The organism is Nonomuraea sp. NPDC052634, assembly GCF_040678535.1.
Classification (GTDB): domain Bacteria; phylum Actinomycetota; class Actinomycetes; order Streptosporangiales; family Streptosporangiaceae; genus Nonomuraea; species Nonomuraea fastidiosa.
On the sequence record NZ_JBFATY010000001.1, the window covers coordinates 2,615,230 to 2,642,110 of the forward strand.

A 26,881-nucleotide genomic window follows, 5' to 3' on the forward strand; every position below is an offset into this window, starting at 1 on the left:
TCTCGCGCGCGACTAATCACTCGTCCCGGAGGAGGTGTCAGGGGCGTCCTGGGCGTCCTGGGCGTCATACGTGTAAACGTCCTCGTACGCGCTGGGCTCGTTCAGCATGAGGATCATCAGCGGATACATCACCATCCGGGCGGCCGACAGGGCCCTGCGGTAGAAGCCGGCGCCCTCCCATTCCGAGATCAGCGCCCACAGGTTGGGCTCGTCGACCGAGCGGGCGAGCCTGCCACGCCGGTAGCCGGGCTGCTGCGCGAAGGTGTCGAGGATGGTCTGGCCCTGCTTGACGAAGTCCTGGGACTGGGACTCTGGGACGGTGTATCGGATCACGGCGAGCACCCGACCAGCCTAGAGGTGCAGGCCCCACGAGTCGCGCGAACTCCCGTAGGCTTCGCGGCGTGGCCCCTGAGAAGAGGCGCGCGGACAAGCGCGACGACATCCGCGGCGGCAAGCAGCGCCCGCTGCCGCCGGGCGAGCAGTTCTTCACGCCGGGCGCGACCGGGCTGCGCAAGGCGGTGGAGCAGCGCAGCGCGGTGCCGATCACATACCTGTTCACGCAGGTGCCCCGCTGGGTGACGCCGGCGGTGATGGTGATGCTGCTGCTGGCCGGGTTCGCGGTGACCAACCCGCTCGGCGGCGTGGCGGTGCTGCCGGTGCTCGCGTTCATCGGCTGGCTGGCGTATCTGTCGTGGCCGTCGCTGGGCGCGGGCGGCAAGCTGCTGCGGGTCGCCATGCTGACGTTCCTCGTCCTGCTGGCGGCGACCCGCTTCGGCGCGCTCTGACACCTCAGGTGGTCAGGGCAGCAGCGTGTAGCCGGGGAAGTTGCCCGGCAGGCGCTCGTCGTCCGAGCCGCCGGAGACGGGAACGGTGACGGCGCGGACGAGCAGCTCGCCGCCCACGAACGCGCCGCGCCACGACGCGCCGAGCCCGCCGAACAGCTCCTCGCGGTCGCCGCGCGAGCGCGGCCGGTTGTGCCCGACCTTGAACGCGCGCACCTCGGGCGCGAGCCGCTGGAAGGTCGCCTCCTCATCGCACGACAGGGTGGCGACGAGGGCGCCGTTGCTCGCGTTCATGGCGGCCAGCAGCTCGGCCTCGGTGTCGACCAGCACCATCGTGTCCACGGGCCCGAACGGCTCGGCGTGGTGCAGCGGCGACGACGGGGGCGGGTTGAGCAGCGCCGTCGGTGCGAAGTACGCCGAAATATCCTGACCGGGGAGGAAGCATCCGTCGTCGAGTGCGGCCCGGTACACCGGCACCCCGCCCCTGGCCACCGCCTCGTCCACCTGATCGGCCAGTTCCTTGGCCTTGGAGGCGTTGATGAGCGGGCCGAAGTCCAGCTCCGGCAGCGGGTCGCCGGCCTCGGCCACGGCCAGCGGATGCCCGAAGCGCAGCGAGCGCACCGCCTCCAGGTAGGCGGCCAGGAACTCGTGGAAGAGCGAGCGCTGCACGACGAAGCGCGGGTAGGCGGTGCAGCGCTGCTTGCCGTAGTCGAAGGTGGCGCGGATCTGCCTGGTGAGCAGGTCCCAGTCGCCGTACTCCCACACGCCCCAGCAGTTGAGCCCCTCCTGCTCCAGCACGTGCCGCCGGCCGAGCCCGCCGAGCCCGGCCAGCGAGGTCGCCACCTTAGCGCCGGCGTCCCTGCCGCCCACGAACGACACGCAGCCCAGCGCGGCCGAGCCGACGAGCACCGGGGACAGCTCCGCCCCTCCCCCGCTGACCAGCGTGAACGGCAGCCCCTCGCGCACGGCCAGCGCGCAGGCCAGGGTGAGGCAGCACAGCCCGCCGTCGGTGGGCGTCTTGGCGATCACCGCGTTGCCCGCGAGCGCCTGCACGAGCATGGCGTGCATGAGCACGCTCATCGGGTAGTTCCAGCTCGCGATGTTGCTGACCGGGCCCGGTAGCGGGGCGCGCCCGGCCACCATGCGGTCGATCTCCTCGACGTACCAGCGGACGCCGTCGAGGCAGCGGTCCACGTCGGCGCAGGCCGTCCTCCACGGCTTGCCGATCTCCCAGACCAGCAGCAGTGCCAGCAGGTCGCGGTGGGCGGCCATCGACTCCACGGCCGCCGCCACCATGGCCTTGCGCTCGGCGAGCGGCGTGTGGCGCCAGCGGCGGTGCTCGTCGACCGCGCCCGCCACCGCCCGGCCGGCGCCTGCCCTGTCGAGCCGGGGCGGTCCCGCGATGGCGGTGCCGTCGAGCGGCGAGAAGCCGGGCACCGGACGCCCGTCGCGGTGCCAGATGCCGCCCCAGTGGTTCAGCACGCGGTCGTCGTGAAAGGCCTCGGGGGCGACGCGGCGGCACCGCTCGTACGCCTCCTGCCAGGACGTCCCTGGTTTGAGCCGCATGGTGACCTCCCTCCTCAGTCCGACCAGTCGGCGGTGATGAGCTCGGGCAGCGGCTCGAACTCCTCGACGGCGTCGAGCGCCGGCCCCATGGCGGCGTCGGCCTCGCGTTCCACCATCACCTCCACCAGCACCGGCAGCCGTTCGCGCGCCGACTCCGCGCTCGCCCATGCCAGCGCGTCGCGGATGTCGCCGGGCAGCTCCACCCGGCGCGCCGGGCAGCCGAACGCCTCCATCGCCTTGACATGGTCGATGCCGCCCTCCCCGTAGTGCAGATCGACGGCGTAGTTCATGCCGTACGGGAGCTCCGCCTGCCTGATGAGCCCGAGATACTCGTTGTTGATCATGACGATGACGAACGGCACCCGGTACTGCGCCGCCACCGCAACCTCCTCCATGAGGAACTGGAAGGAGTAGTCGCCGGCCACCGCGACGACCTGCCGCTCGGGATGGGCGAGCTTGACGCCCATGGCGGCGGGCACCTCCCAGCCCAGCGGCCCGGCCTGCCCGCAGACCAGGTAGCGGCGCGGCAGGTACGTCCTCTGGAACTGGCCCGACCAGATCTGGTAGAGCCCGATCGCGGTGACGAACGTGGTGTCGCGCGGGAAGTACTCGTTGATCTCCTTGAACACCCTGGGCGGCTTGATCGGCACCTCGTCGAAGTCGTCTCTGCGGGTGAGCGTGCCGCGCAGCTCGGCGACCCGGCGCACCCACCTGCCCGGCTCGCGCGGGCCGCCGCGGCGGCGTGCCTCGTCGCGCAGCCCGGCGAGCACCGGCCTGGCGTGCCCGACGACGCCGAGGTCGGGCTCGAAGACCCGGCCGATCTGCAGCGGGTCGATGTCCACGTGCACGAACCTGCGGCCGCGCCGGTAGACGTCGAGGTCGCCGGTGTGCCGGTCGCCGAAGCGGGCGCCCACGGCCAGCACCAGGTCGCTCTCCAGGAACGCGGCGTTGCCCCACCGCGTCTGCGTCTGGATGCCGGCCATCCCGGCGAACAGCGGGTGGTCCTCGGGGAAGGCGCCCTTGCCCATGAGCGTCACCTGCACCGGCACCTGAAGGTGCTCGGCCAGCGCGCGCAGCTCGTCGCACGCGTTCGCGATGATCACGCCGCCGCCGGCCAGGATGATCGGCCGCCTGGCCTCCTCGACGAGGTCCATGGCCGCGCGCACGGACCGGGGCAGCGGCTCGGGCACGGGGACGGGCAGCGGCGCGTCCAGCTCCCGGTCGTACCGGCAGGTGCCGCGCTGCACGTCGATCGGCAGGTCGATGAGCACAGGACCGGGACGTCCCGAGCGGGCGACCCTGAACGCCTCCCTGAACACCCACGGCGCCTGCGCGGGCTCCCTGAGCTGCACCGCCCACTTGGTCACCGGCCTGGCGACCTCCACGATGTCCACCGCCTGGAACGCCTCCTGGTGCAGCTTGGTGCTGGCGGCCTGGCCGGTGACGCAGATGAGCGGGATCGAGTCGGCGAGCGCCGTGTAGAGGCCGGTGATCATGTTGGTGCCGGCGGGGCCCGACGTGCCGATGCAGACGCCGACGTTGCCGGTCGCCCGGGCCCAGCCGTCGGCCGCGTGGGTGCCGCCTTCCTCGTGCCGTACGGTGATGTGCCGGATCGAGCTGTGCTGGAGCGCGGCGTACAGCGGGAGGATGGCCGCGCCCGGGATGCCGAAGACGGTGTCGACGCCCTCCGACTCCAGCACCGCGACCACGGCCTCCATGCAGGGCACTCGCTTCATGCGTTCAGCCTTTCGATCACCTTGAGCAGGGCGGAGTGGTCGAGCGAGCCGTGCCCCTGCGCCCTGGCCGCCGCGACGAGCTGGGCGACCTGCCCGGTGAGCGGCAGGCTGACCCCGGCGGCGCGGGCCGCGTCCAGGGCGATGCCCATGTCCTTGTGGTGCAGGTCGATGCGGAAGCCGGGGGTGAACTCCCGTTTGACCATGGTGTGGCGCTTGAGGTCGAGGATCCGCGAGCCCGCCAGGCCGCCGGCCAGCACGTCGAGCCCGGCCGCCGGATCGACGCCCGACGCCTCCAGCAGCACGATCGCCTCCGACACCAGGCCGTAGATGCCGCCCACGACGAGCTGGTTGGCCGCTTTGACGGTCTGTCCCGCCCCTGCCGGGCCCACGTGCACGACGGTCGTGCCGAGGCGCTCCAGGACCGGCCTGGCGGCCTCCACGTCCTCGGGCGCGCCGCCCACCATGATCGACAGGGTGCCGTCCACGGCGCCGCGCTCGCCGCCGCTGACCGGGGCGTCGAGCGCGCGTACGCCGACGGCCGCCGCCCGCCTGGCCACCTCGCGCGAGGTCTCCGGCTTGATCGTGCTCATGTCGATGTAGAGCAGGTTCGGCTTGCCGTACTCGATGACGAGCGGCGCGACCTCCTCCACCTGCGGCGAGTCGGGCAGCATGGTGATCACCACGTCGGCGCCGGCCACCGCGTCGACCACGCCCGTCGCGCCCTTGCCGCCGCGTCCGGCGAGATGCTCCACGCGCGCGGGGCTGACGTCGTAGCCCTTCACGGCGAATCCGGCCTTGAGCAGGTTGGCCGCCATCGGGCCGCCCATGATCCCCAAGCCGATGAACCCGATGTTCATGTGCGCCTCCAGTCGAACGCGCCCGGCCCCTCGTGCCGGTACTCCAGGCCGACGTGGCCGCGGTAGCCCGCCGCCGCCAGCCGCTCGAAGATCTCCCCGTACGGCATCCGCCCGCTGCCCGGCGCTCCCCTGCCGGGGTCGTCGGCGATCTGCACGTGCCCGAACGCGCCGGCGTGCCGGTCGATGAGCGCGAGCACGTCCTCGCCCATCCTGTGCAGGTGGTACAGGTCGGCGAGGAACGCCACGTTGGGCCGGTCCACCTGGCCGATCAGCTCGAACGCGGCGGCCGACGAGGTGATCGGGTAGTGCGGGTTCTCGTGGCCGTTCAGCGCCTCGACGACGACGGTCGCGCCGATGTCCGCCGCCGCGTCGGCCGCCCTGCGCAGGTTGGCCACCGCGAGATCCCTGTCGGTGCCGGGGTCGTTGCCGTACAGGGCGTTGAGCACCGTGCAGCCCAGCTCGCCGGCCAGGCGTACGGCGGCGTCGATATTCGCCTGGAAGCGGGCCGAGCCGCCGGGCCTGGCCAGCAGGCCGCGCTCGCCCGCCGCCATGTCGCCGGCGTCGAAGTTGAGCGCCACCAGGCGCACCCCGGCGTCCTCGACGGCCGCGCGCAGCGCGGCGAGCTCGGCGCCGCTCGGGTCGGGACCGCCGAACGGCCACCACAGCTCGACCGCGCCGAACCCGGCCTTGGCCGCCGCTGCGGGGCGTTCCAGCAGCGGCAGGCCGGTGAACAGGATCGACAGGTTGACGTCGAACGCGACCCCTTCGGGAACCCGGATCACGACGCCGCCGCCCTGGACAGGGCCGAGCGCAGCAGCCGCGCCGTCTCCGACGGCGTCTTCCCGACCCGTACGCCGACCGCCTCCAGCGCCTCCTTCTTGGCCTGCGCCGTCCCCGACGAGCCGGACACGATCGCGCCGGCGTGCCCCATGGTCTTGCCCTCGGGCGCGGTGAAGCCCGCGACGTAGGCGACGACGGGCTTGGTGACGTGCTGCTCGATGTAGGCGGCGGCCCGCTCCTCGGCGTCGCCGCCGATCTCGCCGATCATCACGATGGCGTCGGTGCCCGGGTCGTCCTGGAACGCCTGGAGGCAGTCGATGTGCGTGGTGCCCACGACCGGGTCGCCGCCGATGCCGACGGCGGTGGAGAAGCCGAGGTCGCGCAGCTCGTACATGAGCTGGTAGGTGAGCGTGCCCGACTTGGAGACCAGCCCGATGCGGCCGGCGGAGGTGATGTCGGCGGGGATGATCCCGGCCGACGACTGTCCCGGGCTGATGAGTCCCGGGCAGTTGGGCCCGATGATCCTGGTGCGCCCGCGCGCCAGCGCGCGGAGGCGTACGGCGTCGTGCACCGGCACGCCCTCGGTGATGACCACGCAGAGCGGCACGCCCGCCTCGATCGCCTCCTCCACGGCCGAGGCGGTGAAGCGCGGCGGCACGAACACCACCGACACATCGGCCCCGGTCTCGGCGACGGCCTCGGCCACCGAGCCGAACACCGGCACCGTGCGCTCGCCGAAGTCCACCGAGCGCCCGCCCTTGCCGGGGGTCACGCCGGCCACCACGTCGGTCCCCGCGGCGAGCATGCGGGCCGTGTGCCTGCTGCCTTCCGCGCCGGTCATGCCCTGCACGAGCACCCGGCTGTCCTTGGTCAGAAAGATCGCCATTACGCACCTGCCGCGAGTCGTGCCGCCATCTCGGCGGCGCCGTCCATGGTGGAGACCTGGCGTACCGCCGGGTGCCTGGCCTCGCTGAGAATGCGCCGGCCCACCTCGGCGTTGTTGCCGTCGAGCCGTACGACGATGGGCCTGCCGTTACCGCGGTCGCCGAGGAGCCGCAGCGCGGTGACGATGCCGTTGGCCACGGCGTCGCAGGCCGTGATGCCGCCGAAGACGTTGACCAGCACCGACCGCACGTCGGGGTCGGCCAGGATGATCTCCAGCCCGTCGGCCATGACCTGGGCGGAGGCGCCGCCGCCGATGTCGAGGAAGTTGGCCGGGTTCGCGCCCGCGCCCGCCACCACGTCGAGCGTGCTCATGACCAGGCCCGCACCGTTGCCGATCACGCCGACCGTGCCGTCCAGCTTGACGTAGTTGAGCCCCTTGGCCCTGGCTTGGGCCTCCAGGCCGTCGGACCGCTCGGCGTACTCCTGCCGGTCGTGCCGGAAGGCGGCGTTGTCGTCGAGCGTGACCTTGCCGTCGAGCGCCACGATGCGCTGGTCGGTGGTGCGGATCAGCGGGTTCACCTCGACCAGCAGCGCGTCCTCCGCGACCAGCACCTGCCACAGCTTCTCCAGCACCTCGGCGGTCTGCTCGGGCAGGCCCGCCTTGGCCGCGAGCAGCCGCGCGGTGCCGGCGCCCACCCCTGTCGCCGGGTCGATCGGCAGTTTCACGATGGCGTCGGGGTCGCGCGCCGCCAGTTCCTCGATCTCCATGCCGCCCTGTGCCGACACCATGGCGAGGAACGCGCCTTCCGCCCGGTCCACCAGGAAGGCGGCGTAATACTCCTCGAACGGCACGGTCGCGGCCTCCACCAGCACCCGGCGGGCCGTGTGCCCCTTGATGTCCATGCCGATCACGCGTTCGGCCTCCGCCTGGGCCGCGGCCGGCCCCGCCGCCGGTCTGATGCCGCCCGCCTTGCCCCGCCCGCCGGTCTTCACCTGGGCCTTGATGACAACGGGCGTGCCCAGCTCCGCCGCGATCGCGCGGGCCTGTTCCGGAGTGGCCGCGACCCGGCCGGCGGGGACCGGGATCCCGTGACGCCCGAAGAGCTCCTTCGCCTGGTACTCGTACAGGTCCATTCGAGCCTCCTTTGTAGACGGTATACCGTATGGAGTATTCGCCGTCTAGGGTCTCGACAGGCTCCGGCATTCTGGATATTCCATACTGTATGGAGAATGCAATTAAAGACTGGCGGGGGCGCTCGTACCTCCCTGGACCCGTCCCCGCCGACCGCGTGTGCATGTTCCGGCTGGCCCTGGCCTCGATGGCGGTGATCAGCCCGCTCCAGTACGGCTACGCCGCCCTGCACACCCGCCAGGCGGGCGGCCTGACGCTGCTCGCCGTCTGGATCGCCTGCCAGGCCGCGGGTGCGCTGCCCGCGCTGCACCTCGTACGCCGCAGGCGGCTCGGCGTGCGGCCGTGCCTGGCGGCCGGAGCCGCGCTCACCGGGCTCGGCCTGGCCACCGCCGGGCTCACCTCCGGCCTGTCACCCGCCGCGCTCGCCGGGTACGCGGTGCTCGGCGGCCTCGGCGCCGGCCTGGTGTACGGGGTCTGCGGCGAGGTCGTCTCCTCCTGGTACCCCGAACGCCCCGCCGCCCGCGTCGGCCTCATCACCGGCGCCTTCGGTTACGGCGCCGTGCCCCTGCTGCTGTGGGCCGGGCCGTTCCCCGCGGCCACCGGCGCCGCGTTCCTGGTCACCGCCGCGGTCGCGACGGCCGTGCTCGCCACCGCCGCCCGGCATCTGCGCCTGCCTCCTCCCCTGTGGTGGCCGCAGGACGTGGACCCGCGCAGCCACGCGCTCGACGCGGCGCGCCTGCGCACGGCGCCCGAGTCGGCCAAGCAGTTCGGCCTCGCGCAGGCGCTGCGCACCCGCACGCTGCCCGCGCTCGCGGTGATGCTGGTCTGCGCGGGCGCGGTCTCGGTGCTCGACGTGATCGTGGTGGCCGCCACCGGCGCGTGGGGCGCGGTGGCGCTGCTCGTCGCGCTCAACGGCGCGGGCCGGGCGGTCGCCATGCGCGCCTGCGAGCTGTACGGCCGCCGGCGGGTGCTGTCCGCCGTGTTCTGCGCGCTCGCCGCCGGTCAGGTGCTGCTCGCGGTGGCCGCGCAGACCGCCTACGAGCGGCCGGGCGGCACGCTCCTGCTGTGGCTCGGCGCGATCGCCGCCGGGCTCGGCGGCGGCGCGTTCTACCCGCTGCTCGCCGGCCTCGTCCGCGAGCTGTTCGGCGCGGAGCGGGCCACCGAGATCCACGCCGTGGTCTACAGCGCGAAGGCGGTGGCGGGGGTGATGGCCGCGGGGCTCGCGTACATCGCGCTCACCGCCCCCGGAGCCGCGCTGCTGGCCGCCGCCGCGCTGGCGGCACTGCCCGCGCTGGCGACGCCCCGCCTGCGCATCCCCGGCCTGCCCGCCACCATCCCGCTGTGACGAAGCCCTCCGCACCCTCCCGGACACCGTCCCCCGGCACCCTCCCGGACGCCGCCCCCGGGACCCTCCCGGACGCCGCTCCGGCACCGTCCTCAGCACCACCCCCGAACCGTCCCTTCACACCGTCCCTACCGACCACCGTGATGACGCACTGTGATGAGACTCACGGGCGAGCGGAACCCCAGGACGGTATGCTGTAGGCAGTCGACCAAAAACCGAATTCCAGCCCTGGAGACGTGACCCATGTTGCTGTCGGATCAGGCCGGTCAGACGGCGGCCCCGAAGATCCCCCGTCCGGCGACGCTCCGCGAGAGCGTCATCGAGGCTATCCAAGAGCTCATCGTCTCCGGGCAGCTCAAGCCGGGCCAGCACCTCGTCGAGAGCGAGCTGGCCGAGTTGCTCGGCGTCTCCAGGCAACCGGTCCGCGAGGCGTTGCAGCAGCTCAGCGGTGAGGGCTGGGTCGATCTCTTCCCCGGCCAGGGCGCGTTCGTGCACGTCCCGACCGTCGAGGAGGCCGACCAGCTGCTCGCCGTACGCGCTCTGCTGGAGACCGAGTCGGCGCGCCTTGCGGCCAAGCACGCGGGCGAGGACGGCGTGAAGCGGCTGCGCGAGCTGTGCGCGCGCGGCATCGCCGCCGTGCAGTCCGACGACGTCGAAGCCGCCGTTGCCACCAACTCCGAGCTGCACGCGCTGGTCACCGACCTGTCGGGCAACAAGGTGCTCGCCGAGCTGGCCGCCCAGGTGGCCAGGCGGGTGCGGTGGTACCACACGCCGGTGGCCCGCCAGCGCGGCATGGCCTCGTGGGAGGAGCACTCCGCGCTCATCGACGCCATCGAGGCCGGTGACGAGCGGCGCGCGGCCAAGATCATGCGCGAGCACACCGAGCACACGCGTACCTCGTACATGAAGCAGCGCGAGAACGAGCCGGTCGAGCCCGCGCCCAAGCCGGTGCGCCGCCGCCGCACCCGCCAGGCCGGCTGAGCGCTTCCCTTCCACCGCGCAGTGCCCCGGATCGGGCCCGGCCCGCGGGAACGGTCCCGGTTGACGTGACGTTCACACAAGCCCACGTGCTCCGAAACACCTCGGGCAGAGGATGGAGCCACACCGATTGGAGGTGCATGACGATGAAAGCGTTCTTCCGCTTTCTCCTCGGTGATCCGCCCGGTCAGGCGGCGGACGGCCGGGCCATCGGCATCGGCCTGAGCACCGCGCTCAGGAAGCACTACTCCGCCGACGACGCCGACCGCCATCTGCGCGAGTGGAGCAAGGACATCGACATCCGCAGAAGCCCCCGGCACTGAGTGCCGTCAGCGAGCACCCCCCACCCGGGCTCAAGCCGTCGAGACACCGTCGCCGGCATGATCGGCGGCAGGGGGGCGGCCACCCTCGAAAGCAGCGGCCTCCGCCCCCGCGTCCGGCGCGGATCAGCGTTCCGCGGCCGGCTCCGGCTCCTCCTCCGATTGCTTCGCCTTCTCCGCCTTGGCATCGCGTGCCGACTTGATCAGGCTGAGCACCGTCGTCACGGCGAGAGTGCCGACGATGACCCCGAGTGACACCAGGATCGGGATCTCCGGCGCCCACGAAACCCCGTCGTGGTGCAGGGCCTCCAGGATCAGCTTCACCCCGATGAAGGCCAGCACGACCGACAGGCCCTTGCTGAGGTAGACCAGCCGGTTCAGCAGTCCTCCGATCAGGAAGAAGAGCTGGCGCAGCCCCATGAGGGCGAAGGCGTTGGCGGTGAAGACCAGGTACGGCTCCTTCGTCAGCCCGAAGATGGCCGGGATGGAGTCCAGCGCGAACAGCAGGTCGGTGGTCCCGATGGCGACCATGACGATCAGCATCGGGGTCACCATCCTGCGGCCGAGGTGCACGGTCAGGCGGGCCCCGTAGTAGGTGTCCGTGGTCGGCAGCACCCGGCGCACCGTGCGCAGCGCGACGTTCTCGGAGAACTCCGCCTCCTCGTCCTCCTCGCCCATCAGCTTCCACGCCGTGTAGACGAGGAAGGCGCCGAAGACGTAGAAGAGCCAGTCGAACCTCGACACCGCCTCCGCGCCGGCCGCGATGAAGCCGCCCCGCAGGATCAGCGCCAGCACGATGCCGATGAGCAGCACCTTCTGGCGGTACTCCCTGGGCACCCGGAAGCGGCTCATGATCAGCAGGAAGACGAAGAGGTTGTCCACGCTGAGCGAGTACTCGGTGATCCACCCGGCGAAGAACTCGCCGCCGTGCGACGGGCCCGACAGCAGAAGCAGCCCTGCCCCGAAGGCCACCGCCAGGCCGACGTAGAAGCTCACCCAGGCCACGCACTCCGTGAACGAGGGCTCGTGCGGGTTCCGGGCGACGAGGTAGAAGTCGACGGCGAGTACGACGCAGAAACCGCCGATCGTGGCCAGCCAGATCCACAAGGGCAGGTTCACCTACGCGCTCCCTTCCTCGCCTGCATCATCCGGGCGTAACGGATGTACTGGTCGAGCAGCTCCTTGGCGGCGGGGTTGCCGCCGGCCACCCGGACCAGCCAGTGCGGCATGAGCCGCTCGTGCATCCACAGGAAGCCGATCGCGAAACCGAGGCTGATCATCGCCTGGTACGCCAGGAACAGCGGCACACCGTCGGCCATGCCGGCCCCGGCCACGCTCTCCTGCAGCAGGCGCGAGAGGGGAAAGGCCACCATCCAGTAGAGGCCGACGGGCCCGAACGTGCCCGGCCGGAACACGCGGTGGGCCAGGAGCACGCCGTACATGCCGCCGAAGAAGGCGAGCGGTACGGCGAGCGCCAGGGCCGACAGCGCGGCCATCCCGATGGGCTGTCCCGCGAGCAGGATCAGCCCACCGGCCATGGCTCCGGCGACGGCTCCGATCGACGCCCCTGGCAGGGCGAGCTCGAAACTGTGCCGACCGGTCATCAGCCCACGACCACGCCGTAGGCGAACAGGCTGTAGAAGAGCATGCCCAGGTAGAACACCGCGCCCAGCCCGATGATCGCGTTCGCCCACCACTTGGGCCTGATCGGTTTGGGCAGCATGCGGTTGTTCACCAGAAGCAGGGTGACGCAGTACGCGCCCATCGCGAACGTCGACAGGAACGCCAGCGTGTCCAGGATCCCGCTGGGACCGTCGGCGGGGCCGAACAGCAGGATCAGAATGCCGAAGATGATCACGCCCCAGAGGAAGATGCCGTACAGGCGGGACATGCCCAGCTTCTTGGCACCGGGAATGAAGTGGTAGGTCATGTCGGCCTGGCCGCGCGAGAACGAGTCGAACAGGCCCAGCGTCGCGTTGAGGCCGATCAGGGCGATGAACCCGAGGAACACGACCCCGAGCACCGAGCTGCCCGCCGAGGAGACGGCGTTGGCCATCGCGGTCAGCGCCACCTCACGGTCGTCGGCCATGAGCGCCGAGCGCACGGCCGGGTCGATCCGTACCGCCGCCTGGGCGATCACCGTGAAGGAGATGGTGACCAGCATGGTGATGCCCCAGAAGAGCAGCAGCGCGTCGAAGGTGACCCAGCGCCGCCAGCCCTTCCACTTGGCCATCTCGGCCGGGTCGGAGGTGTCGAACATGTACCCGCGGCTCTCCTGCTCCTCCTGGGCGCCGGCGTGGCGCAGCCCGACCACCTTCGGCTGGTGCACGCCCATGCCGGCCCCCGAGTCACGCAGGTGCAGCGTGTACCACATCTGCTGCATGCCCGAGGGGCCGGCGAAGGCGCAGGCGCCGACGATGACGGGGAACCAGGTGGCCGTCATGGCCTCAGGAGGCAGGTAGCCGAAGGAGAACATGCCGGTGATCGTGGACACCACGTCTCCCCAGGAGCCGACCATGGCCGCGACCACGGCCGTGCCGAGCACGAGCGCCCCGATCAGCAGGGAGAGCACGTTCTCCAGCAGGTTGTAGATCACCTTGGCGAGGGTGAAGACCACGCCGACGAGGACCAGCCCGGCGATCGCGGTCACCACCCAGGGGATTCCGGTGATCTCCTCGAACGCCGCCGCGCCTGCGGACAGGTGGCCGGGCCAGATGTAGACGGCGATGGCCACCACGAAGAAGAACCACATCAGCGGCTTGAACACCCTGGCCGCGCCGGAGAAGATGCTCTCCCCCGTGGCCATGGCGTAGCGGGCCATCTCCAGCATGACCACGGCCTGGAGCGTGACGCCGATCAGGAACAGCCACCTGATCTCGGGCCCGAACAGCAGCACCAGCCGGGGCCACATGTACGACTCGCCCATGCCCACGCCGAGCGCGACGAGGAACACCGTCGGCCCGATGAGGTGCACCGAGGGAGGCGCGTCGGGGAGCTTCCTGATGGGCATCGGCGCCAGCCGGCCCGCTTTCCATACTCGTCGATCCTCGACCGGCGGCGTGGCCGTCGCCGGTGGTCTGTTCGATGTGTCCACCTACGGACCTCCTGGGGGGTTTGTTGCCTTCCTCTGCGCCCCGAATTGCCCCCTCGCCTGGTACTGCTGCGGCTCGGCTCTTAGCCCAGCAGCCCGGCCGCCCTGGCCCAGCGGTACTTCGCACCGAGGACCGCCACGGGCTTCTCCGTCGTGTACGGGTACGCGACCACGCCGCGCTCGAACAGGTACTCGCTGGCCTCCTCAACCTCGGTGTCGCCGGCCAGTGACGCCACGACCGGCTTGATGTTGCCCTTCGCCCGCTCCTCGGCCACCACGCGGGCGATCAGCTCGGCGAAGACCATCGGCGGCGTCACGATCGTGTGCCAGTAGCCCAGGACCAGCGCGTGGATGCGCTCGTCGGACAGGCCGAGCCGCACCGTGTTCTCGTAGGTCGAGGGCGGTTCGCCGCCGGTGATGTCGATGGGGTTGCCCGCCGCTCCGAACGGCGGGATGTAGGCGCGGAACGCCGCGTCCAGGTCGCCGGGGATGTCCATGAGGGTCAGCCCGGCGTCCACGATGGCGTCGGACAGCAGCACGCCGGAGCCGCCCGCGCCGGTGATGATGACGACGTTCTCGCCCTTGGGCGCCGGCAGGATCGGCAGCGCGCGGGCGTACTCCAGCATGTCGTTCAGCCCGGGCGCGCGTACCACGCCGGCCTGGCGCAGGATGTCGTCGTAGACCTTGTCGTCGCCGGCCAGCGCGCCGGTGTGCGAGCCCGCGGCCCGCGCGCCCATGGCGGTGCGCCCGGCCTTGAGCACGATGACCGGCTTCTGCTTGACCACGCGGCGGGCGGCCTCGACGAAGCCGCGCCCGTCCTTGAGGTCCTCCAGGTGCATGGCCACGGCCTGGGTGTTGTCGTCCTGCTCGAAGAAGGTGAGCAGGTCGTCCTCGTCCACGTCGGCCTTGTTGCCGACGCCGACGATCGCCGACACGCCCATCTTGGTGGTGCGGCTGAAGCCCAGGATGGCCATGCCGATCCCGCCGCTCTGCGAGGTCAGCGCCACGCTGCCGCGCACGTCGTACGGCGTGCAGAAGGTCGCGCAGAGGTTCTCCGGCGTGTAGTAGTAGCCGTAGATGTTGGGGCCGAGCATGCGCACGCCGTGCCTGCGGGCGATCTCGACGATCTCCTTCTGGCCCTCCACGTTGCCGGTCTCGGCGAACCCCGACGGGATCATCACCGCGCCGGCGACGCCCTTCTGGCCGGCCTCCTCCAGCGCGGCGGCCACGAACTTGGCGGGAATGGCGAAGACGGCCACGTCCACGTCGCCCGGCACGTCGCCGATGCTCTTGTACGCCGTGAGCCCCATGATCTCGTCGGCCTTGGGGTTGATCGGATAGATCCGCCCCTGGTAGCCGCCGTTGATGAGGTTGCGCATGACCGAGTTGCCGATCTTGCCGGTCTCGGCGGAGGCGCCGATGACGGCGACCGAGCGCGGCTTGAAGATGCGGTTCATCTGCCGCAGGATCTCCTCGCGCGGCAGGCGCTCGGCCTCGGGCGCCGGCTGCCCGATGAGGATGCGCACGTCGGCGGCCACGGCGCCGTTCGCGTCGGCGAAGACCGGGTTGAGGTCCACCTCGACGATCTCGGGGATGTCGGTGACCAGCCGGCCGACCCGCTCGATCAGCTCGGCCAGCGCCCGGCGGTCGGCGGGCTCGGCCCCGCGCGCGCCCTTGAGCACGTCGGCCGCTCTGAGGTCGTCCAGCATCTTCAGCGCATCATCGCCCGAGACCGGGGCGAGCCGGAAGGTCACGTCCTTGAGCACCTCGACGAGCACGCCGCCCAGGCCGAAGGCCACGACCTTGCCGAAGGTGGGGTCGGTGACGGCGCCGACGATGACCTCGTGTCCGCCGCCCACGAGCTGCTGCACCTGGACGCCGTCGATCCTCGCGTCCGGGTTGTAGGCGCGGGCGCTCGCGAGGATCTTCTCGTAGCCCTCGCGCACCTCGTCGGCGCTCTTCAGGCCGACCAGCACGCCGCCGGCGTCCGTCTTGTGCAGGATGTCGGGGGAGACGATCTTCAGTACGACCGGGAACCCGATCTCCCCGGCCAGCCGGGCGGCCTCGTCGGCCGAGGTGGCCAGGCCCTCGCCGGGGGTGGCGATGCCGTACGCCTGGCACAGCTTCCTGCCCTCCGGCGCCGTCAGGGCCGTACGCCCTTCGGCCAGCGCCTTGTCGATGACGTCCCTGGCAGGCACTAGATGACTCCGTTCGTCTTGAGTTCGGCCAGCTCTTCGGGGCTCACGCCGAGCTCGCCGTAGATCTCCTGGTTGTGCTCGCCGAGCAGCGGCGGGGTGCGGACCTCGACCGGCGAGTCGGAGAGCTGCAGCGGGCTGCCCACGGTGACGAACTCGCCGCGCTCGGGGTGATCGACGGTGACGACGATGCCCTCCTCGCGCAGGCTCTGGTCCTCCACCAGCTCCTTGGTGGACAGGATCGGGCCGCACGGGATGTTCTCGGCGTTGAGCCGGTCGAGCACCGTCCACTTGTCGTGGCGGATCGTCCACTCCTCGATGAGCTGGAACATCTTGTCCAGCTTGGGCAGCCGGGCCTCCGGCGTCGCCCACTCGGGGTCGTCGGCCAGCTCGGGACGGCCGATGATGTGCGCGATCGGCTTCCAGCCGACCGGCTGGACGATGACGTAGATGTAGTCGTTCGGGCCGCCGGGCGCGCAGCGCACCGCCCAGCCGGGCTGGCCGCCGCCGCTGGCGTTGCCCGAGCGCGGCACCTCGTCGCCGAACGTCTTGTTCGGGTACTCGCGCAGTGGCCCGTGCGCCAGGCGCTGCTGGTCGCGCAGCTTCACCCGGCACAGGTTCAGCACGGCGTGCTGCATGGCCACCTGCACCCGCTGGCCGCGACCGGTCTGGTTGCGCTGGTAGAGGGCGGCGAGGATGCCGGCGACCGCGTGGATGCCGGTGCCCGAGTCGCCGATCTGGGCGCCGGTGGCCAGCGGCGGGCCGTCCTCGAAACCGGTCGTGCTCATCGAGCCGCCCATCGCCTGCGCGATCACCTCGTACGCCTTGAACTTGGCGTAACGGCCGGGGCCGAAGCCCTTGATCGAGGCGTAGATGAGGCGCGGGTTCAGCTCCTGGAGGCGCTCCCAGGGGAAGCCCATGCGGTCCACCGCACCGGGGCCGAAGTTCTCCACCAGGATGTCGGCACGCTTCACCAGCTCGGTGAAGATCTCCTTGCCACGCTCGGTCTTCACGTTGAGCGTGATGCTGCGTTTGTTGCAGTTCAGCATCGTGAAGTAGAGGCTGTCGACGCCGGGTACGTCGCGAAGCTGCTGCCGGGTGATGTCGCCGGTCGGGGCCTCCAGCTTGATCACGTCGGCGCCCAGCCACGCGAGCATCTGGGTGGCCGACGGGCCCGACTGGACATGGGTCATGTCAAGGACGCGGACACCTTCGAGAGCCGTCATCTGCACCGTTTCCCTACTTGTACATGGTCTGGTTCATGGTTCCGGGGGCGTAGACCTCTGGGTCGACCCAGACGTTGATGAGCGAGGGCTTGCCGGACTCGCGGGCCCGCTCCAGCGCCGGCCGGATCTCGGCGGGGTCGCGGACCTCCTCGCCGTAGCCGCCGAGCAGCTTGGCGAACTCGCCGTAGCGGACGTCGCCCAGCGTGTTGCCGACGCGGGCGCGGTCCTGGCCGTACTTGGCGGCCTGGCCGTACCTGATCTGGTTCATCGAGGAGTTGTTGCCGATGACGCCGATGAACGGCAGGTCGAAGCGGACCATGGTCTCGAAGTCCCAGCCGGTGAGGCTGAAGGCGCCGTCGCCGAAGAGGCACAGCACCTCCTTGTCGCGGCGGGCCTGCTTGGCCGCCATCGCGAAGGCCATGCCGACGCCGAGCGTGCCCAGCGGGCCCGGGTCCATCCAGTGGCCGGGCGACTTGGGCTGGACGACCTGGCCGGAGAAGGTGACGATGTCGCCGCCGTCGCCGATGTAGATCGTGTCCTCGGTGAGGAACTCGTTGATCTCGTGGACCAGGCGGTAGGGGTCGATGGGCCTGGCGCCGGAGAGCTGGCGGGGCAGCCGCTTCTCGTACGCCTGGGTCTCGACGGTGCGCAGCTCGTCCATCCACTCCTTGCGGCGGGCGGCGCTGTTGTCGATGCGGCCGCTCGCGGCCTGCGCGACGGCCGACAGGATGAGGCCGGCGTCGCCGACGATGCCGAGGTCGATGTCGCGGTTCTTGCCGACGGTGCGGTAGTCGAGGTCGATCTGCACGACCTTGGCCGTCGGCGACAGGCGCTTGCCGTAGCCCATGCGGAAGTCGAACGGGGTGCCGACGATGATGATGAGGTCGGCCTCGGTGAAGGCGTAGCGGCGGCTGAGCTGGAAGTGGTGCGGGTCGCCGGGCGGCAGCGTGCCGCGGCCCGAGCCGTTCATGTACGCCGGGATGTTCAGCGTCCTGACGAAGTCGATGGCCGCGTCGGTGGCCCGGCACGTCCAGATCTGGGTGCCGAGCAGGATGCACGGCTTCTCGGCGTGCGCGATCATGTCGGCCAGCCGCTCGATGGCCTCGGGGTCGCCCTGCTGGCGGGTGGAGGCGCGGTAGTGGCCGGGCTTGGGGATGCGCGCCTTCTCCAGCGGCACCTTCGCGTCGAGCACGTCGCGCGGGATCTCCAGGAACGACGGCCCCGGAGCGCCGTGGTAGCACTCGCGGAAGGCCATGGAGACCATGTCGGCCACCCGCTCGGTGCCGGGGACCGTCGCCGCGAACTTGGTGATCGGGCTCATCATGTCCACGTGCGGGAGGTCCTGCAGTGAGCCCATCTTGTGCTGGCTCAGCGCTCCCTGGCCGCCGATGAGCAGCATCGGGCTCTCCGCGCGGAAGGCGTTGGCCACGCCGGTCACCGCGTCGGTGGTGCCCGGCCCGGCGGTCACGACCGCGCAGCCGGGCTTGCCGGTGATGCGCGCGTAGCCGTCGGCTGCGTGTGCGGCCACCTGCTCGTGTCGTACGTCGATGACCTCGATGCCCTCATCGACACAGCCGTCGTAGATATCGATGATGTGGCCGCCGCAGAGCGTGTAGATCACGTCCACGCCCTCGGCCTTGAGCGCCTTGGCTACGAGATGACCACCGGAGATCGTTTCCGACATCGTGCAACCCTTTCCTGGCGACGAGCCTCGCTGTCTTCCGCATACTGCATACCGTATGAACGCAATGGTTACTCTCTCCGGAAGGGCGTGTCTAGGCCCCTAGGGCAACTCGATCAGCTCGACCTGTTCGCCGGACCACCCCGGCGGCACCACGGCCAGCGCGTCCGCCAGCGCCGCGCCCCACAGCGAACCCGGCCGGTCATGCCCCACCGGGACCGCGCCCCGCCCCGACCACCTGACCGGCACCAGCCGGGTGTCGCGCGGGTGCGGGCGCACCTCGCCGGACAGCGCGCTCGTCTGCGCAGGCGCGGGCGAGCAGGTCAGCTCGCGCAGGATCGGGACGAGCAGCGTCATGGCGGCGCCCAGGGCCGCGAACGGGTTGCCGGGCAGGCCCACCACGAGCCGGCCGTCGGCCAGCCTGGCCAGGAGCTGCGGGTGCCCGGGGCGTACGGCGACGCCGTCCACGAGCACGTCCGCGCCCAGCTCCGCCAGCACCGCGCGCAGGTGGTCGGCAGGCCCCTTCGACGACGCCCCGCACACGACCACCACGTCCGGCCCGCCTGAGGACTCGCCGCCTTGGGAGCCCCCGCCCGGCGTCCCGGCCCCCGGCTCCGCCCATCCGCCCGGCGTCCCGGCCCCCGGCTCCGCCCATCCGCCCGGCGCACCGGCGAGCGCGGCGCGCAGCGGGGCCGGGCCGTCGGGCAGGCGGACCGTCCCGGTGACCCGGCCGCCCGCCCACTCGACGAGACCCGGCAGGAACGGCCCGATCGCGTCGCGCACCCGGCCGGGCGCGGGCAGCCCGGCGTCCACCACTTCGTCGCCCGTGACCAGCACCGCGACACCCGGGCGGGGGCGCACCTCCAGCACGTCGTGGCCGAGCGCGGCGGCCAGCCCGAGCGTCACCGGCGTCACCACCGTCCCGGCGGCCAGCACGACGGCGCCTTCGGAGATGTCCTCGCCCCTGCGCCTGATGTGCTTGCCCGGCACGACGGGCCCGCCGATCACTCCGCTCCGGGACAGGTCCGCGTGCTCGTACGGCATCACCGCCTCCGCGCCGGCCGGCACCGGCGCGCCGGTGGCGACCTCGACGGCCTCCCCCGCCCGCAGCTCGCCCGCGTACGGCGCTCCTCCGGCCAGCACCCGCCCCACCACGCGCCAGGGTCCGGCGCCCGCGACCGCGTACCCGTCCATCGCCGAGACGTCCGCGCCCGGCACTGCGACCAGCGCGCGCAACGGCACCGCCAGCCGGCAGCCGAGGGCCTCTCCAAGAGGCACCGCCGAGGGCTTCGAAGGGCATGCCGCACTCGCCGCGAGGGCCCGTGCCGCGGGCCATGTCATCGCTTCCACCACTGATCCATGCCACAAAACGGTCACAGGCACACTCCTTGACCCTCGTTTTTCCATACTGTATACCGAATGCACGGTGGGGAGTGTCCAGCGATCCCGCCGCAAGCACGGGGCCCCCGTACTTACGGCCGGGTCGCCTTTTAGCGACTGCCGCTGCCACGGGGCTCCGTGCTTACAATCCGACGCGAGAACGGAGCGCAGCATGAAGGTCGCTGTTCTTGGCGCCGGCGCCATCGGCGCATACGTGGGGGCCGCCCTCCACAGGGCGGGAGTCGAGGTGCACCTCATCGCCCGAGGCGCCCACCTCGAGGCGATACGCCGCGCCGGTGTGCGGGTGCTCTCCCCCAGAGGCGACTTCACCGCCCATCCCCATGCCACCGGCGACCCCGCGGAGGTCGGCCCGGTGGACCACGTCTTCCTCGGGCTCAAGGCCAACGGCTACGCCTCGGCCGGCCCCATGATCCGCCCGCTCCTGCACGAGACGACCAGCATCATCGCCGCGCAGAACGGCATCCCGTGGTGGTACTTCCACGGGCTCAAGGGCCCGTACGAGGGCTACCGCATCGAGAGCGTCGACCCGGGCGGCGCGGTGTCGGCCGCGCTGCCCCTGGAGCGCGCCATCGGCTGCGTGGTCTACGCCGCGACGGAGATCGCCGAACCGGGCGTGATCCGCCATCTCGAAGGCACCCGTTTCTCCATCGGCGAGCCGGACGGCCGGCTGTCGGAGCGGTGCCTGTCCTTCAGCCGGGCCGCCGTCGCGGGCGGGCTGAAGTGCCCGGTGGAGCGCGACCTGCGCAAGGACGTATGGATCAAGCTGATGGGGAACATCGCCTTCAACCCCATCAGCGCGCTGGCCCGGGCGACGATGGCCGGGATCTGCCGCCATGACGGCGCGAGAGAGCTGGTCGTGGCCATGATGCGGGAGACCGTGGAGGTGGCCCGGCGGGTGGGCTGCGATCCGGGGATCTCGATCGAGCGCCGCCTGCGCGGGGCGGAGAAGGCGGGCGAGCACAAGACGTCCACCCTCCAGGACCTGGAGAAGGGCAAGCCGCTGGAACTCGACGTGCTGCTGGCCGCGGTGGTCGAGCTGGCCGATCTGACAGGAGCGGAGGTGCCGACCCTGAGGGCGATCCACGCGGTGAGCGACCTGTTGAACGAGAACCTTGTCCGTGCGGGGTAGCCCGGAATACCGTAGATTGTATACAGAATGGAGGGATCATGGGATATGACCGCCTGACCCATCCACTGGTACGCGAAAACGGCGTGCTGCGCAAGGCGTCGTGGGAGGAGGCGCTGGAGGCGGCAGCCGAGGGCTTCCGCCGCAACATAGAACGTCACGGCCCCGACAGCTTCGCGATGCTGTCCTGCGCCCGCTCCACCAACGAGATGAACTACATCGGGCAGAAGTTCACCCGCGTGGTCGTCGGGACCAACAACGTGGACTCCTGCAACCGCACCTGCCACGCCCCGAGCGTGGCCGGCCTGTCGGCGGTGTTCGGCAGCGGCGGCGGCACCTCCTCCTACCAGGAGGTCGAGGACACCGACGTGATCGTGATGTGGGGTTCGGCGGCCCGCAACGCCCACCCCATCTTCTTCCAGCACGTGCTCAAGGGCATCCGCAAGGGCGCCAGGATGTTCGCCGTCGACCCGCGCCGCACCGGCACCGCCCAGTGGGCCGACCTCTGGCTCGGGCTCAACGTCGGCACCGACATCCCCCTCGCGCACGCCATCGCCCGCGAGATCATCCACGCGGGTCTGCACAACAAGGCGTTCATCGAACGGGCCACCGTCGGCTTCGAGGAGTTCGCCGCGTCCGTCGAGCCCTGGACGCTGTCAGCGGCCGAGCAGGTCACCGGCGTGCCCGCCGGCGCCATCCGCGAGCTGGCCCACGCCTACGCCCGCGCCGACCGCGCCCAGCTGTGCTGGACGCTCGGCATCACCGAGCACCACAACGCGACCGACAACGTCCGCGCACTGATCAACCTGGCCCTGCTCACCGGCCACGTCGGCCGCTACGGCTCCGGCCTGTCCCCCCTGCGCGGCCAGAACAACGTGCAGGGCGGCGGCGACATGGGCGCCATCCCCAACCGCCTGCCCGGCTTCCAGGACATCCTCGACCCCGCCGTACGCGAGCGCTTCGAGGCCGCCTGGGGCCGCCCCATCCAGCCCCGCTACGGCTACCACCTCACCCAGATGCTGGAGGCCATGGGCGAGGGCAAGGTCACCACCTGCTACATGATCGGCGAGAACCCGGTTCAGTCCGAGGCCGACTCGCTCGCCTGCATCAAGCGCCTGTCCATGCTCGATCACCTGGTCGTCCAGGACATCTTCCTCACCAAGACCGCCCAGATGGCCGACGTCGTGCTGCCCGCCAGCGCCGCCTGGTGCGAAGCCGAGGGCACGTTCACCAACAGCGAGCGCCGCGTCCAGCGGGTGCGCAAGGCGCTCGACCCGCCGGGCGAGGCCCGCGACGACATCTGGATCGTCTGCGAGATCGCCCGCAGGCTCGGCCACGACTGGCACTACGACAGCGCCGAAGAGGTCTGGAACGAGCTGCGCTCCCTGTCGCCCATCCACCGCGGCATGACGTACCAGCGGCTGGAAGAGCACCAGGGCATCCAGTGGCCGTGCCCGTCGGAGGACTCCCTGGAGCCGCCCTACCTGCACGGCAGGCTGTGGGAGACCGACCCGGCCAAGCGGGGCGACCCCGCGCCGTTCGCGGTGCTGCGCCACTCGCCGCCGGTCGACCTGGTGGACGAGGAGTACCCGCTGCGGCTGACCACCGGGCGGCGGCTCGACTCGTACAACACCGGCGTGCAGTCCTCCGGCTTCCCCTCGCCGCTGCGCCGCGGCGAGACCATCGAGCTGTGCCCCGAGGACGCCGAGAAGCTCGGCGTCGTCCAGGGCGAGGAGGTGCGGATCACCTCGCGGCGCGCCTCCGTGGTCGCCCCCGTGCACATCGACCCCGGGCTGAGGCCGGGGCTGGTGTTCATGACGTTCCACTTCCCCGACGAGGTGGACACCAACTCCCTGACCATCGAGGCCACCGACCCGATCGCGGGCACGGCGGAGTTCAAGGCGGCCGCGGTCAGGGTCGAGAAGCTCGTCAAGGCCGGGTGAGCAGATGGACCTGAGATTCCGCGACGCCAAGCCCACCGACGAAGAGCGCGCGGCGGTCGACGACCTGCTCGGACCGCCGCCCACCGCGTGGACCGGCGGCACCCGTACCGAGACCGACCTGCGGGTCGCCGTCCGGCCCGAGGACGCCCGCGACATGCTGCTGCCCGCCCTGCACGCGGTCAACGACCGCGTCGGGTGGATCAGCGAGGGCGCGCTCGACTACATCTGCCGGCGCCTGACCATCCCGCCGTCCGAGGCGTACGGGGTGGCCACCTTCTACTCGCTGTTCTCCGTCAAGGAGCGGCCCAAGCGGGTGCTGCACGTCTGCACCGACCTGGCCTGCCAGGCCAGGGGCGCGCAGGCCGTACGCGACCGGGTGCAAGAGCGCTTCGGCCCGCCCGGCACGGACTGGCACGAGAGCCCCTGCCTCGGCCTGTGCGAGCGGGCCCCCGCCGCGCTCGCCCTGGAGGCCGGCGTGCCGCACCGGGCCGAGGTGTACGCCCCCGCCACCCCCGGCACGATCACCACCATCACCGGCACCACCATCACCGGCACCACGGTCACCGGCACCACGCCCGGCTCCAACGGCCACGCGCCCGCCGTCCACGTCGCCGGCGAGACCCCCGTCGAGAAGGCCGTGCCGCAGGCCGGCGACCCGGACCTCGTGCTGCTGCGCAGGATCGGGCAGGTCGATCCGGCCAGCCTCGACGACTACCGGGCGGCCGGCGGCTACACCGCGCTGCGCCGCGCCTTCGAGCTCGGCCCCACCGGGGTGATCCGCGAGGTGCTGGAGTCCGGCCTGGTCGGCAGGGGCGGCGCGGCCTTCCCCACGGGGCGCAAGTGGGAGGCCACCGCCCGCCAGCCCGACCACCCCCACTACCTGGTGTGCAACGCCGACGAGAGCGAGCCCGGCACGTTCAAGGACCGGGTCGTGATGGAGGGCGACCCGTACGCGCTCATCGAGGCGATGACGATCGCCGCGTACGCCACCGGCTGCACCAGGGGCTACCTCTACATCAGAGGCGAGTACCCGAGGGCGACCGCGCGGCTGCAGCACGCCATCGCCACCGCGCGCTCGCGCGGGCTGCTCGGCGACGACATCCTCGGCAAGGGGCTGTCGTTCGACATCGAGCTGCGCAGGGGCGCGGGCGCGTACATCTGCGGCGAGGAGACCGCGATCTTCAACTCCATCGAGGGGCGGCGCGGCGAGCCCCGCAGCAAGCCGCCCTTCCCCGTGGAGAAGGGCCTGTTCGGCAAGCCCACCGTGGTCAACAACGTCGAGACGCTGGTCAACGTGCTGCCGATCCTGGAGCGCGGCGCGCAGGCGTACGCGGCGGCCGAGCCCAAGCTCTTCTGCGTCTCCGGCGCGGTCGAGCGGCCCGGCGTGTACGAGCTGACCTTCGGCGCCACCCTGCGCGAGCTGCTCGACATGGCCGGCACCACCGGCACCATCAGGGCCGTGCTGCTCGGCGGGGCCGCCGGGGCGTTCGTCACCGACCTCGACATCCCGCTCACCTTCGAAGGCACCAGGAACGCGGGCGCCACCCTCGGCTCCGGCGTGGTGCTCGTCATCGACGACAGCGTCGATCTCAAGGCGCTGCTGCTGCGCATCGCTGCGTTCTTCCGCCACGAGTCCTGCGGGCAGTGCGTGCCCTGCCGGGTCGGCACCGTACGGCAGGAGGAGGCCCTGCGGCGCCTCGCCCGCCGCGTCGATCCGAACCGGCCGCGCGGCGACGACGACCCCGACCTGGTGCTGCTGCGCGAGGTCGGGCAGACCATGCGCGACGCCTCCATCTGCGGCCTCGGGCAGACCGCCTGGAACGCCGTCGAATCGGCCATCGACCGTCTGGGAGTGTTCACATGATCCCGCTCCAGCCGCCCCGCCGGCTCATCGACGTCGAGATCGACGGTGAGACCGTACGCGTGCCGGAGGGCTCCACGATCCTCGACGCCTGCCAGGCGGCGGGCAAGGACGTCCCCACCCTCTGCTACGGCGACACCCTCACCCCGAAGAACGCCTGCCGGGTCTGCGTCGTGGAGGTGGAGGGCGCGCGCACGCTCGCGCCCGCCTGCTCCAGGAAGGCCGAGCCCGGCATGAAGGTCGGCACCGACACCGAGCGCGCCCGGCAGAGCCGCAAGGTCGTGCTGGAACTGCTCGGCTCCTCCGTCGACCTGTCCACCACGCCGCGCGCCGCCGAATGGACCGAGCAGTACGGCGCCGACCCCGCCAGGTTCGGCGACGACGCCGCCACCGTCGAGCAGCCCGCGAAGATCGACAACGACCTGTACGTCCGCGACTACAGCAAATGCATCCTCTGCTACAAGTGCGTGGACGCCTGCGGCGACCAGTGGCAGAACTCCTTCGCCATCTCCGTCGCGGGGCGCGGCTTCGAGGCCGAGATCTCCACCGAGTTCGACGCCCCGCTCACCGACTCGGCCTGCGTCTACTGCGGCAACTGCGTCGAGGTCTGCCCCACCGGGGCGCTGTCGTTCAAGACCGAGTACGACATGCGCGCGGAAGGCACCTGGGACGAATCCCGCCAGACCCAGACCACCACCATCTGCAGCTACTGCGGCGTCGGCTGCAACCTCACCCTGCACGTCCAGGACAACAAGATCGTCAAGGTGACGTCGCCGCACGACAACCCCGTCACGAAGGGCAACCTCTGCGTCAAGGGCCGCTTCGGGTACGGCTATGTCTAGGGTCACCGTCAAACGGCGCATCCTGCGGGTGAAGGACGCCGCCCGGGTACGCAAGGTCGACGCGCTGGCCGCCGAAGAGCCGCTGGAGATCCGGCTGAACGGCACCCCGCTCACCGTCACCATGCGCACGCCCGGCGACGACTTCGACCTGGCGGCCGGCTTCCTCGTCAGCGAGGGAGCCGTCGCCTCGCCTGACGACATCTCCACCATCCGCTACTGCGCCGGGGCCACCGTCGACGGGCAGAACACCTACAACGTCCTCGACGTGCGGCTCGCCCCCGGCGTACCCGAACCCGAGCCGCGCAACTTCTACACCACCTCCTCGTGCGGCGTCTGCGGAAAGGCGTCGCTCGAGGCCGTACGCACAGTGGCGCGCTGGAACGCGGGCGATGACCCGGTCGAGCTGGCGCAGACGACTGTCGCGAGCCTGCCGGACCGGCTCCGCGCCGCCCAGCGGGTCTTCGACAGGACCGGGGGCCTGCACGCGGCCGGCCTGTTCACGGCCGACGGCGAGCCGCTGTGCGTACGCGAAGACGTCGGCCGGCACAACGCCGTCGACAAACTGCTCGGCTGGGCGCTGCGCGAAGGACGGCTGCCGCTGCGCGGCACCGTGCTCATGGTGTCCGGGCGGGCGTCGTTCGAGCTGGTGCAGAAAGCCGTCATGGGCGGGGTGCCGGTGCTCGCCGCGGTCTCGGCGCCCTCCTCGCTCGCCGTCGAGCTGGCCGCCGACGAGGGACTGACGCTCATCGGGTTCCTGCGCGGGAACTCGATGAACGTCTACACGGGTGAACACCGGCTGAGCGCCCGTGAAAGCGTCACCTCGGGCGCCGGCAACGGCTCTGCCGGCGCACTCCCACCGGGGTGATGAAACGGGATGCCGCACGACCCGCCGGGCCCCCAGCGGAGTCGTGCGGCAGCCCTGTTTGATTTGCCGCACTCCGTGCGGCGGCTCGCTCGCTCTTGACGCCACCGTCCTCCCCCGCTCTGGTCGCTACGCTCCCGCCGCTCCTCCAGACGACGGCGGCTCCCTCGCGGGTCTGATTTGCCGCACTCCGTGCGGCGGCTCGCTCGCTCTTGACGCCACCGTCCTCCCCCGCTCTGGTCGCTACGCTCCCGCCGCTCCTCCAGACGACG

The 26,881-nt window shown here is 71.4% G+C and carries 23 protein-coding genes; 9 read left to right on the forward strand and 14 right to left on the reverse strand.

The features are described 5' to 3' along the window. Positions 1-12 precede the first annotated feature (12 nt). Positions 13-342 carry an antibiotic biosynthesis monooxygenase family protein gene (locus tag AB0K67_RS11610; RefSeq protein WP_364056777.1) on the reverse strand — a complete coding sequence of 110 codons (330 nt, stop codon included), beginning with the start codon at positions 340-342 and terminating at the stop codon, positions 13-15. 59 nt (positions 343-401) lie between these two features. Between AB0K67_RS11610 and AB0K67_RS11615 the strand changes: the two genes are divergently transcribed. Beyond that, on the forward strand, positions 402-785 hold the full coding sequence (locus AB0K67_RS11615) for a DUF6703 family protein (RefSeq protein ID WP_364056780.1): 384 nt from the start codon (positions 402-404) through the stop codon (positions 783-785). Positions 786-797: 12 nt separating this feature from the next. Here AB0K67_RS11615 and AB0K67_RS11620 read toward each other — a convergent pair whose 3' ends face one another. Genes AB0K67_RS11620 through sucC form a run of 6 tightly spaced genes read right to left on the reverse strand, consistent with a single transcriptional unit; the run spans position 798 to position 7,740 of the window. Next, the gene (locus AB0K67_RS11620; protein WP_364056783.1) at positions 798-2,348 is read right to left on the reverse strand and encodes an aldehyde dehydrogenase family protein; all 1,551 of its coding nucleotides are present in this window, start codon (positions 2,346-2,348) and stop codon (positions 798-800) included. A gap of 14 nt (positions 2,349-2,362) precedes the next feature. Next, entirely contained in the window at positions 2,363-4,084 is a 1,722-nt protein-coding gene (gcl, locus tag AB0K67_RS11625; protein WP_364056786.1) for a glyoxylate carboligase, read from the reverse strand. Beyond that, entirely contained in the window at positions 4,081-4,941 is an 861-nt protein-coding gene (locus AB0K67_RS11630; RefSeq protein ID WP_364056789.1) for a 2-hydroxy-3-oxopropionate reductase, read from the reverse strand. Before AB0K67_RS11630 ends, gcl begins: the two co-directional genes overlap by 4 nt. Continuing rightward, positions 4,938-5,723 carry a TIM barrel protein gene (locus AB0K67_RS11635; RefSeq protein ID WP_364056792.1) on the reverse strand — a complete coding sequence of 262 codons (786 nt, stop codon included), beginning with the start codon at positions 5,721-5,723 and terminating at the stop codon, positions 4,938-4,940. The genes AB0K67_RS11630 and AB0K67_RS11635 overlap by 4 nt, the downstream gene beginning before the upstream one ends. After that, complete coding sequence (sucD, locus tag AB0K67_RS11640) at positions 5,720-6,607, reverse strand: succinate--CoA ligase subunit alpha (protein WP_364056795.1); 888 nt, start codon at positions 6,605-6,607, stop codon at positions 5,720-5,722. The genes AB0K67_RS11635 and sucD overlap by 4 nt, the downstream gene beginning before the upstream one ends. Then, entirely contained in the window at positions 6,607-7,740 is a 1,134-nt protein-coding gene (sucC, locus tag AB0K67_RS11645; RefSeq protein ID WP_364056798.1) for an ADP-forming succinate--CoA ligase subunit beta, read from the reverse strand. Before sucC ends, sucD begins: the two co-directional genes overlap by 1 nt. 89 nt (positions 7,741-7,829) lie before the next feature. Between sucC and AB0K67_RS11650 the strand changes: the two genes are divergently transcribed. The 3 genes from AB0K67_RS11650 to AB0K67_RS11660 all read left to right on the forward strand — a co-directional run bounded on the left by AB0K67_RS11650 (position 7,830) and on the right by AB0K67_RS11660 (position 10,384). Further along, positions 7,830-9,083, forward strand: coding sequence for an MFS transporter (locus AB0K67_RS11650; RefSeq protein WP_364056801.1), 1,254 nt, complete (start codon positions 7,830-7,832; stop codon positions 9,081-9,083). Between the two features lie 243 nt (positions 9,084-9,326). Then, the gene (locus AB0K67_RS11655) at positions 9,327-10,064 is read left to right on the forward strand and encodes a GntR family transcriptional regulator (RefSeq protein WP_364056804.1); all 738 of its coding nucleotides are present in this window, start codon (positions 9,327-9,329) and stop codon (positions 10,062-10,064) included. A gap of 143 nt (positions 10,065-10,207) precedes the next feature. Beyond that, on the forward strand, positions 10,208-10,384 hold the full coding sequence (locus AB0K67_RS11660) for a hypothetical protein (RefSeq protein WP_364056807.1): 177 nt from the start codon (positions 10,208-10,210) through the stop codon (positions 10,382-10,384). Between the two features lie 123 nt (positions 10,385-10,507). Here AB0K67_RS11660 and AB0K67_RS11665 read toward each other — a convergent pair whose 3' ends face one another. The 7 genes from AB0K67_RS11665 to AB0K67_RS11695 form a co-directional block, all read right to left on the reverse strand. Beyond that, positions 10,508-11,500, reverse strand: a complete 993-nt coding sequence (locus AB0K67_RS11665; protein ID WP_364056809.1) for a TerC family protein — start codon at positions 11,498-11,500, stop codon at positions 10,508-10,510. Then, the gene (locus AB0K67_RS11670) at positions 11,497-11,985 is read right to left on the reverse strand and encodes a hypothetical protein (RefSeq protein WP_364056811.1); all 489 of its coding nucleotides are present in this window, start codon (positions 11,983-11,985) and stop codon (positions 11,497-11,499) included. Before AB0K67_RS11670 ends, AB0K67_RS11665 begins: the two co-directional genes overlap by 4 nt. Beyond that, on the reverse strand, positions 11,985-13,391 hold the full coding sequence (locus tag AB0K67_RS11675; protein WP_364056813.1) for an Nramp family divalent metal transporter: 1,407 nt from the start codon (positions 13,389-13,391) through the stop codon (positions 11,985-11,987). Before AB0K67_RS11675 ends, AB0K67_RS11670 begins: the two co-directional genes overlap by 1 nt. Positions 13,392-13,555: 164 nt before the next feature. Next, positions 13,556-15,670 carry an acetate--CoA ligase family protein gene (locus AB0K67_RS11680; protein ID WP_364056816.1) on the reverse strand — a complete coding sequence of 705 codons (2,115 nt, stop codon included), beginning with the start codon at positions 15,668-15,670 and terminating at the stop codon, positions 13,556-13,558. Next, positions 15,670-16,893, reverse strand: a complete 1,224-nt coding sequence (gene frc, locus AB0K67_RS11685; RefSeq protein ID WP_364056819.1) for a formyl-CoA transferase — start codon at positions 16,891-16,893, stop codon at positions 15,670-15,672. The genes AB0K67_RS11680 and frc overlap by 1 nt, the downstream gene beginning before the upstream one ends. A 13-nt stretch (positions 16,894-16,906) precedes the next feature. Continuing rightward, positions 16,907-18,577 (reverse strand): thiamine pyrophosphate-binding protein, encoded by a 1,671-nt coding sequence (locus tag AB0K67_RS11690; RefSeq protein ID WP_364056822.1) that lies wholly within the window; start codon positions 18,575-18,577, stop codon positions 16,907-16,909. Positions 18,578-18,676: 99 nt separating this feature from the next. Continuing rightward, a complete protein-coding gene (locus AB0K67_RS11695) occupies positions 18,677-19,927 on the reverse strand; it encodes a molybdopterin molybdotransferase MoeA (protein ID WP_364056825.1) in 1,251 nt (416 codons plus the stop codon). A 199-nt stretch (positions 19,928-20,126) separates the two neighbouring features. Here AB0K67_RS11695 and AB0K67_RS11700 point away from each other — a divergent pair, with 199 nt between their 5' ends. From AB0K67_RS11700 to fdhD, 5 genes are read left to right on the forward strand one after another with little or no spacing between them, the layout of a single operon-like run. Further along, positions 20,127-21,104, forward strand: a complete 978-nt coding sequence (locus tag AB0K67_RS11700) for a 2-dehydropantoate 2-reductase (RefSeq protein WP_364056828.1) — start codon at positions 20,127-20,129, stop codon at positions 21,102-21,104. Positions 21,105-21,142: 38 nt separating this feature from the next. Continuing rightward, the gene (locus tag AB0K67_RS11705) at positions 21,143-23,044 is read left to right on the forward strand and encodes a molybdopterin-dependent oxidoreductase (RefSeq protein ID WP_364056831.1); all 1,902 of its coding nucleotides are present in this window, start codon (positions 21,143-21,145) and stop codon (positions 23,042-23,044) included. Between the two features lie 4 nt (positions 23,045-23,048). Continuing rightward, positions 23,049-24,908, forward strand: coding sequence for an NAD(P)H-dependent oxidoreductase subunit E (locus tag AB0K67_RS11710; protein ID WP_364056834.1), 1,860 nt, complete (start codon positions 23,049-23,051; stop codon positions 24,906-24,908). Next, positions 24,905-25,747: a 2Fe-2S iron-sulfur cluster-binding protein gene (locus tag AB0K67_RS11715; RefSeq protein ID WP_364056837.1), complete on the forward strand. Its 843-nt coding sequence runs from the start codon at positions 24,905-24,907 to the stop codon at positions 25,745-25,747. The genes AB0K67_RS11710 and AB0K67_RS11715 overlap by 4 nt, the downstream gene beginning before the upstream one ends. Then, on the forward strand, positions 25,740-26,612 hold the full coding sequence (gene fdhD / locus AB0K67_RS11720; protein WP_364056840.1) for a formate dehydrogenase accessory sulfurtransferase FdhD: 873 nt from the start codon (positions 25,740-25,742) through the stop codon (positions 26,610-26,612). The genes AB0K67_RS11715 and fdhD overlap by 8 nt, the downstream gene beginning before the upstream one ends. Positions 26,613-26,881: the final 269 nt, after the last annotated feature.

Excerpts from the sequence above, each read along its gene's own strand:
- AB0K67_RS11620 (WP_364056783.1), bottom strand. The coding sequence starts at position 2,348 with ATGCGGCTCAAACCAGGGACGTCCTGGCAGGAGGCGTACGAGCGGTGC.
- gcl (WP_364056786.1), bottom strand. The coding sequence starts at position 4,084 with ATGAAGCGAGTGCCCTGCATGGAGGCCGTGGTCGCGGTGCTGGAGTCG.
- AB0K67_RS11630 (WP_364056789.1), bottom strand. The coding sequence starts at position 4,941 with ATGAACATCGGGTTCATCGGCTTGGGGATCATGGGCGGCCCGATGGCG.
- sucD (WP_364056795.1), bottom strand. The coding sequence starts at position 6,607 with ATGGCGATCTTTCTGACCAAGGACAGCCGGGTGCTCGTGCAGGGCATG.
- sucC (WP_364056798.1), bottom strand. The coding sequence starts at position 7,740 with ATGGACCTGTACGAGTACCAGGCGAAGGAGCTCTTCGGGCGTCACGGG.
- AB0K67_RS11650 (WP_364056801.1), top strand. The coding sequence starts at position 7,830 with ATGGAGAATGCAATTAAAGACTGGCGGGGGCGCTCGTACCTCCCTGGA.
- AB0K67_RS11655 (WP_364056804.1), top strand. The coding sequence starts at position 9,327 with ATGTTGCTGTCGGATCAGGCCGGTCAGACGGCGGCCCCGAAGATCCCC.
- AB0K67_RS11660 (WP_364056807.1), top strand. The coding sequence starts at position 10,208 with ATGAAAGCGTTCTTCCGCTTTCTCCTCGGTGATCCGCCCGGTCAGGCG.
- AB0K67_RS11670 (WP_364056811.1), bottom strand. The coding sequence starts at position 11,985 with ATGACCGGTCGGCACAGTTTCGAGCTCGCCCTGCCAGGGGCGTCGATC.
- AB0K67_RS11675 (WP_364056813.1), bottom strand. The coding sequence starts at position 13,391 with ATGCCCATCAGGAAGCTCCCCGACGCGCCTCCCTCGGTGCACCTCATC.
- frc (WP_364056819.1), bottom strand. The coding sequence starts at position 16,893 with ATGACGGCTCTCGAAGGTGTCCGCGTCCTTGACATGACCCATGTCCAG.
- AB0K67_RS11690 (WP_364056822.1), bottom strand. The coding sequence starts at position 18,577 with ATGTCGGAAACGATCTCCGGTGGTCATCTCGTAGCCAAGGCGCTCAAG.
- AB0K67_RS11700 (WP_364056828.1), top strand. The coding sequence starts at position 20,127 with ATGAAGGTCGCTGTTCTTGGCGCCGGCGCCATCGGCGCATACGTGGGG.
- AB0K67_RS11705 (WP_364056831.1), top strand. The coding sequence starts at position 21,143 with ATGGGATATGACCGCCTGACCCATCCACTGGTACGCGAAAACGGCGTG.
- AB0K67_RS11710 (WP_364056834.1), top strand. The coding sequence starts at position 23,049 with ATGGACCTGAGATTCCGCGACGCCAAGCCCACCGACGAAGAGCGCGCG.
- AB0K67_RS11715 (WP_364056837.1), top strand. The coding sequence starts at position 24,905 with ATGATCCCGCTCCAGCCGCCCCGCCGGCTCATCGACGTCGAGATCGAC.
- fdhD (WP_364056840.1), top strand. The coding sequence starts at position 25,740 with ATGTCTAGGGTCACCGTCAAACGGCGCATCCTGCGGGTGAAGGACGCC.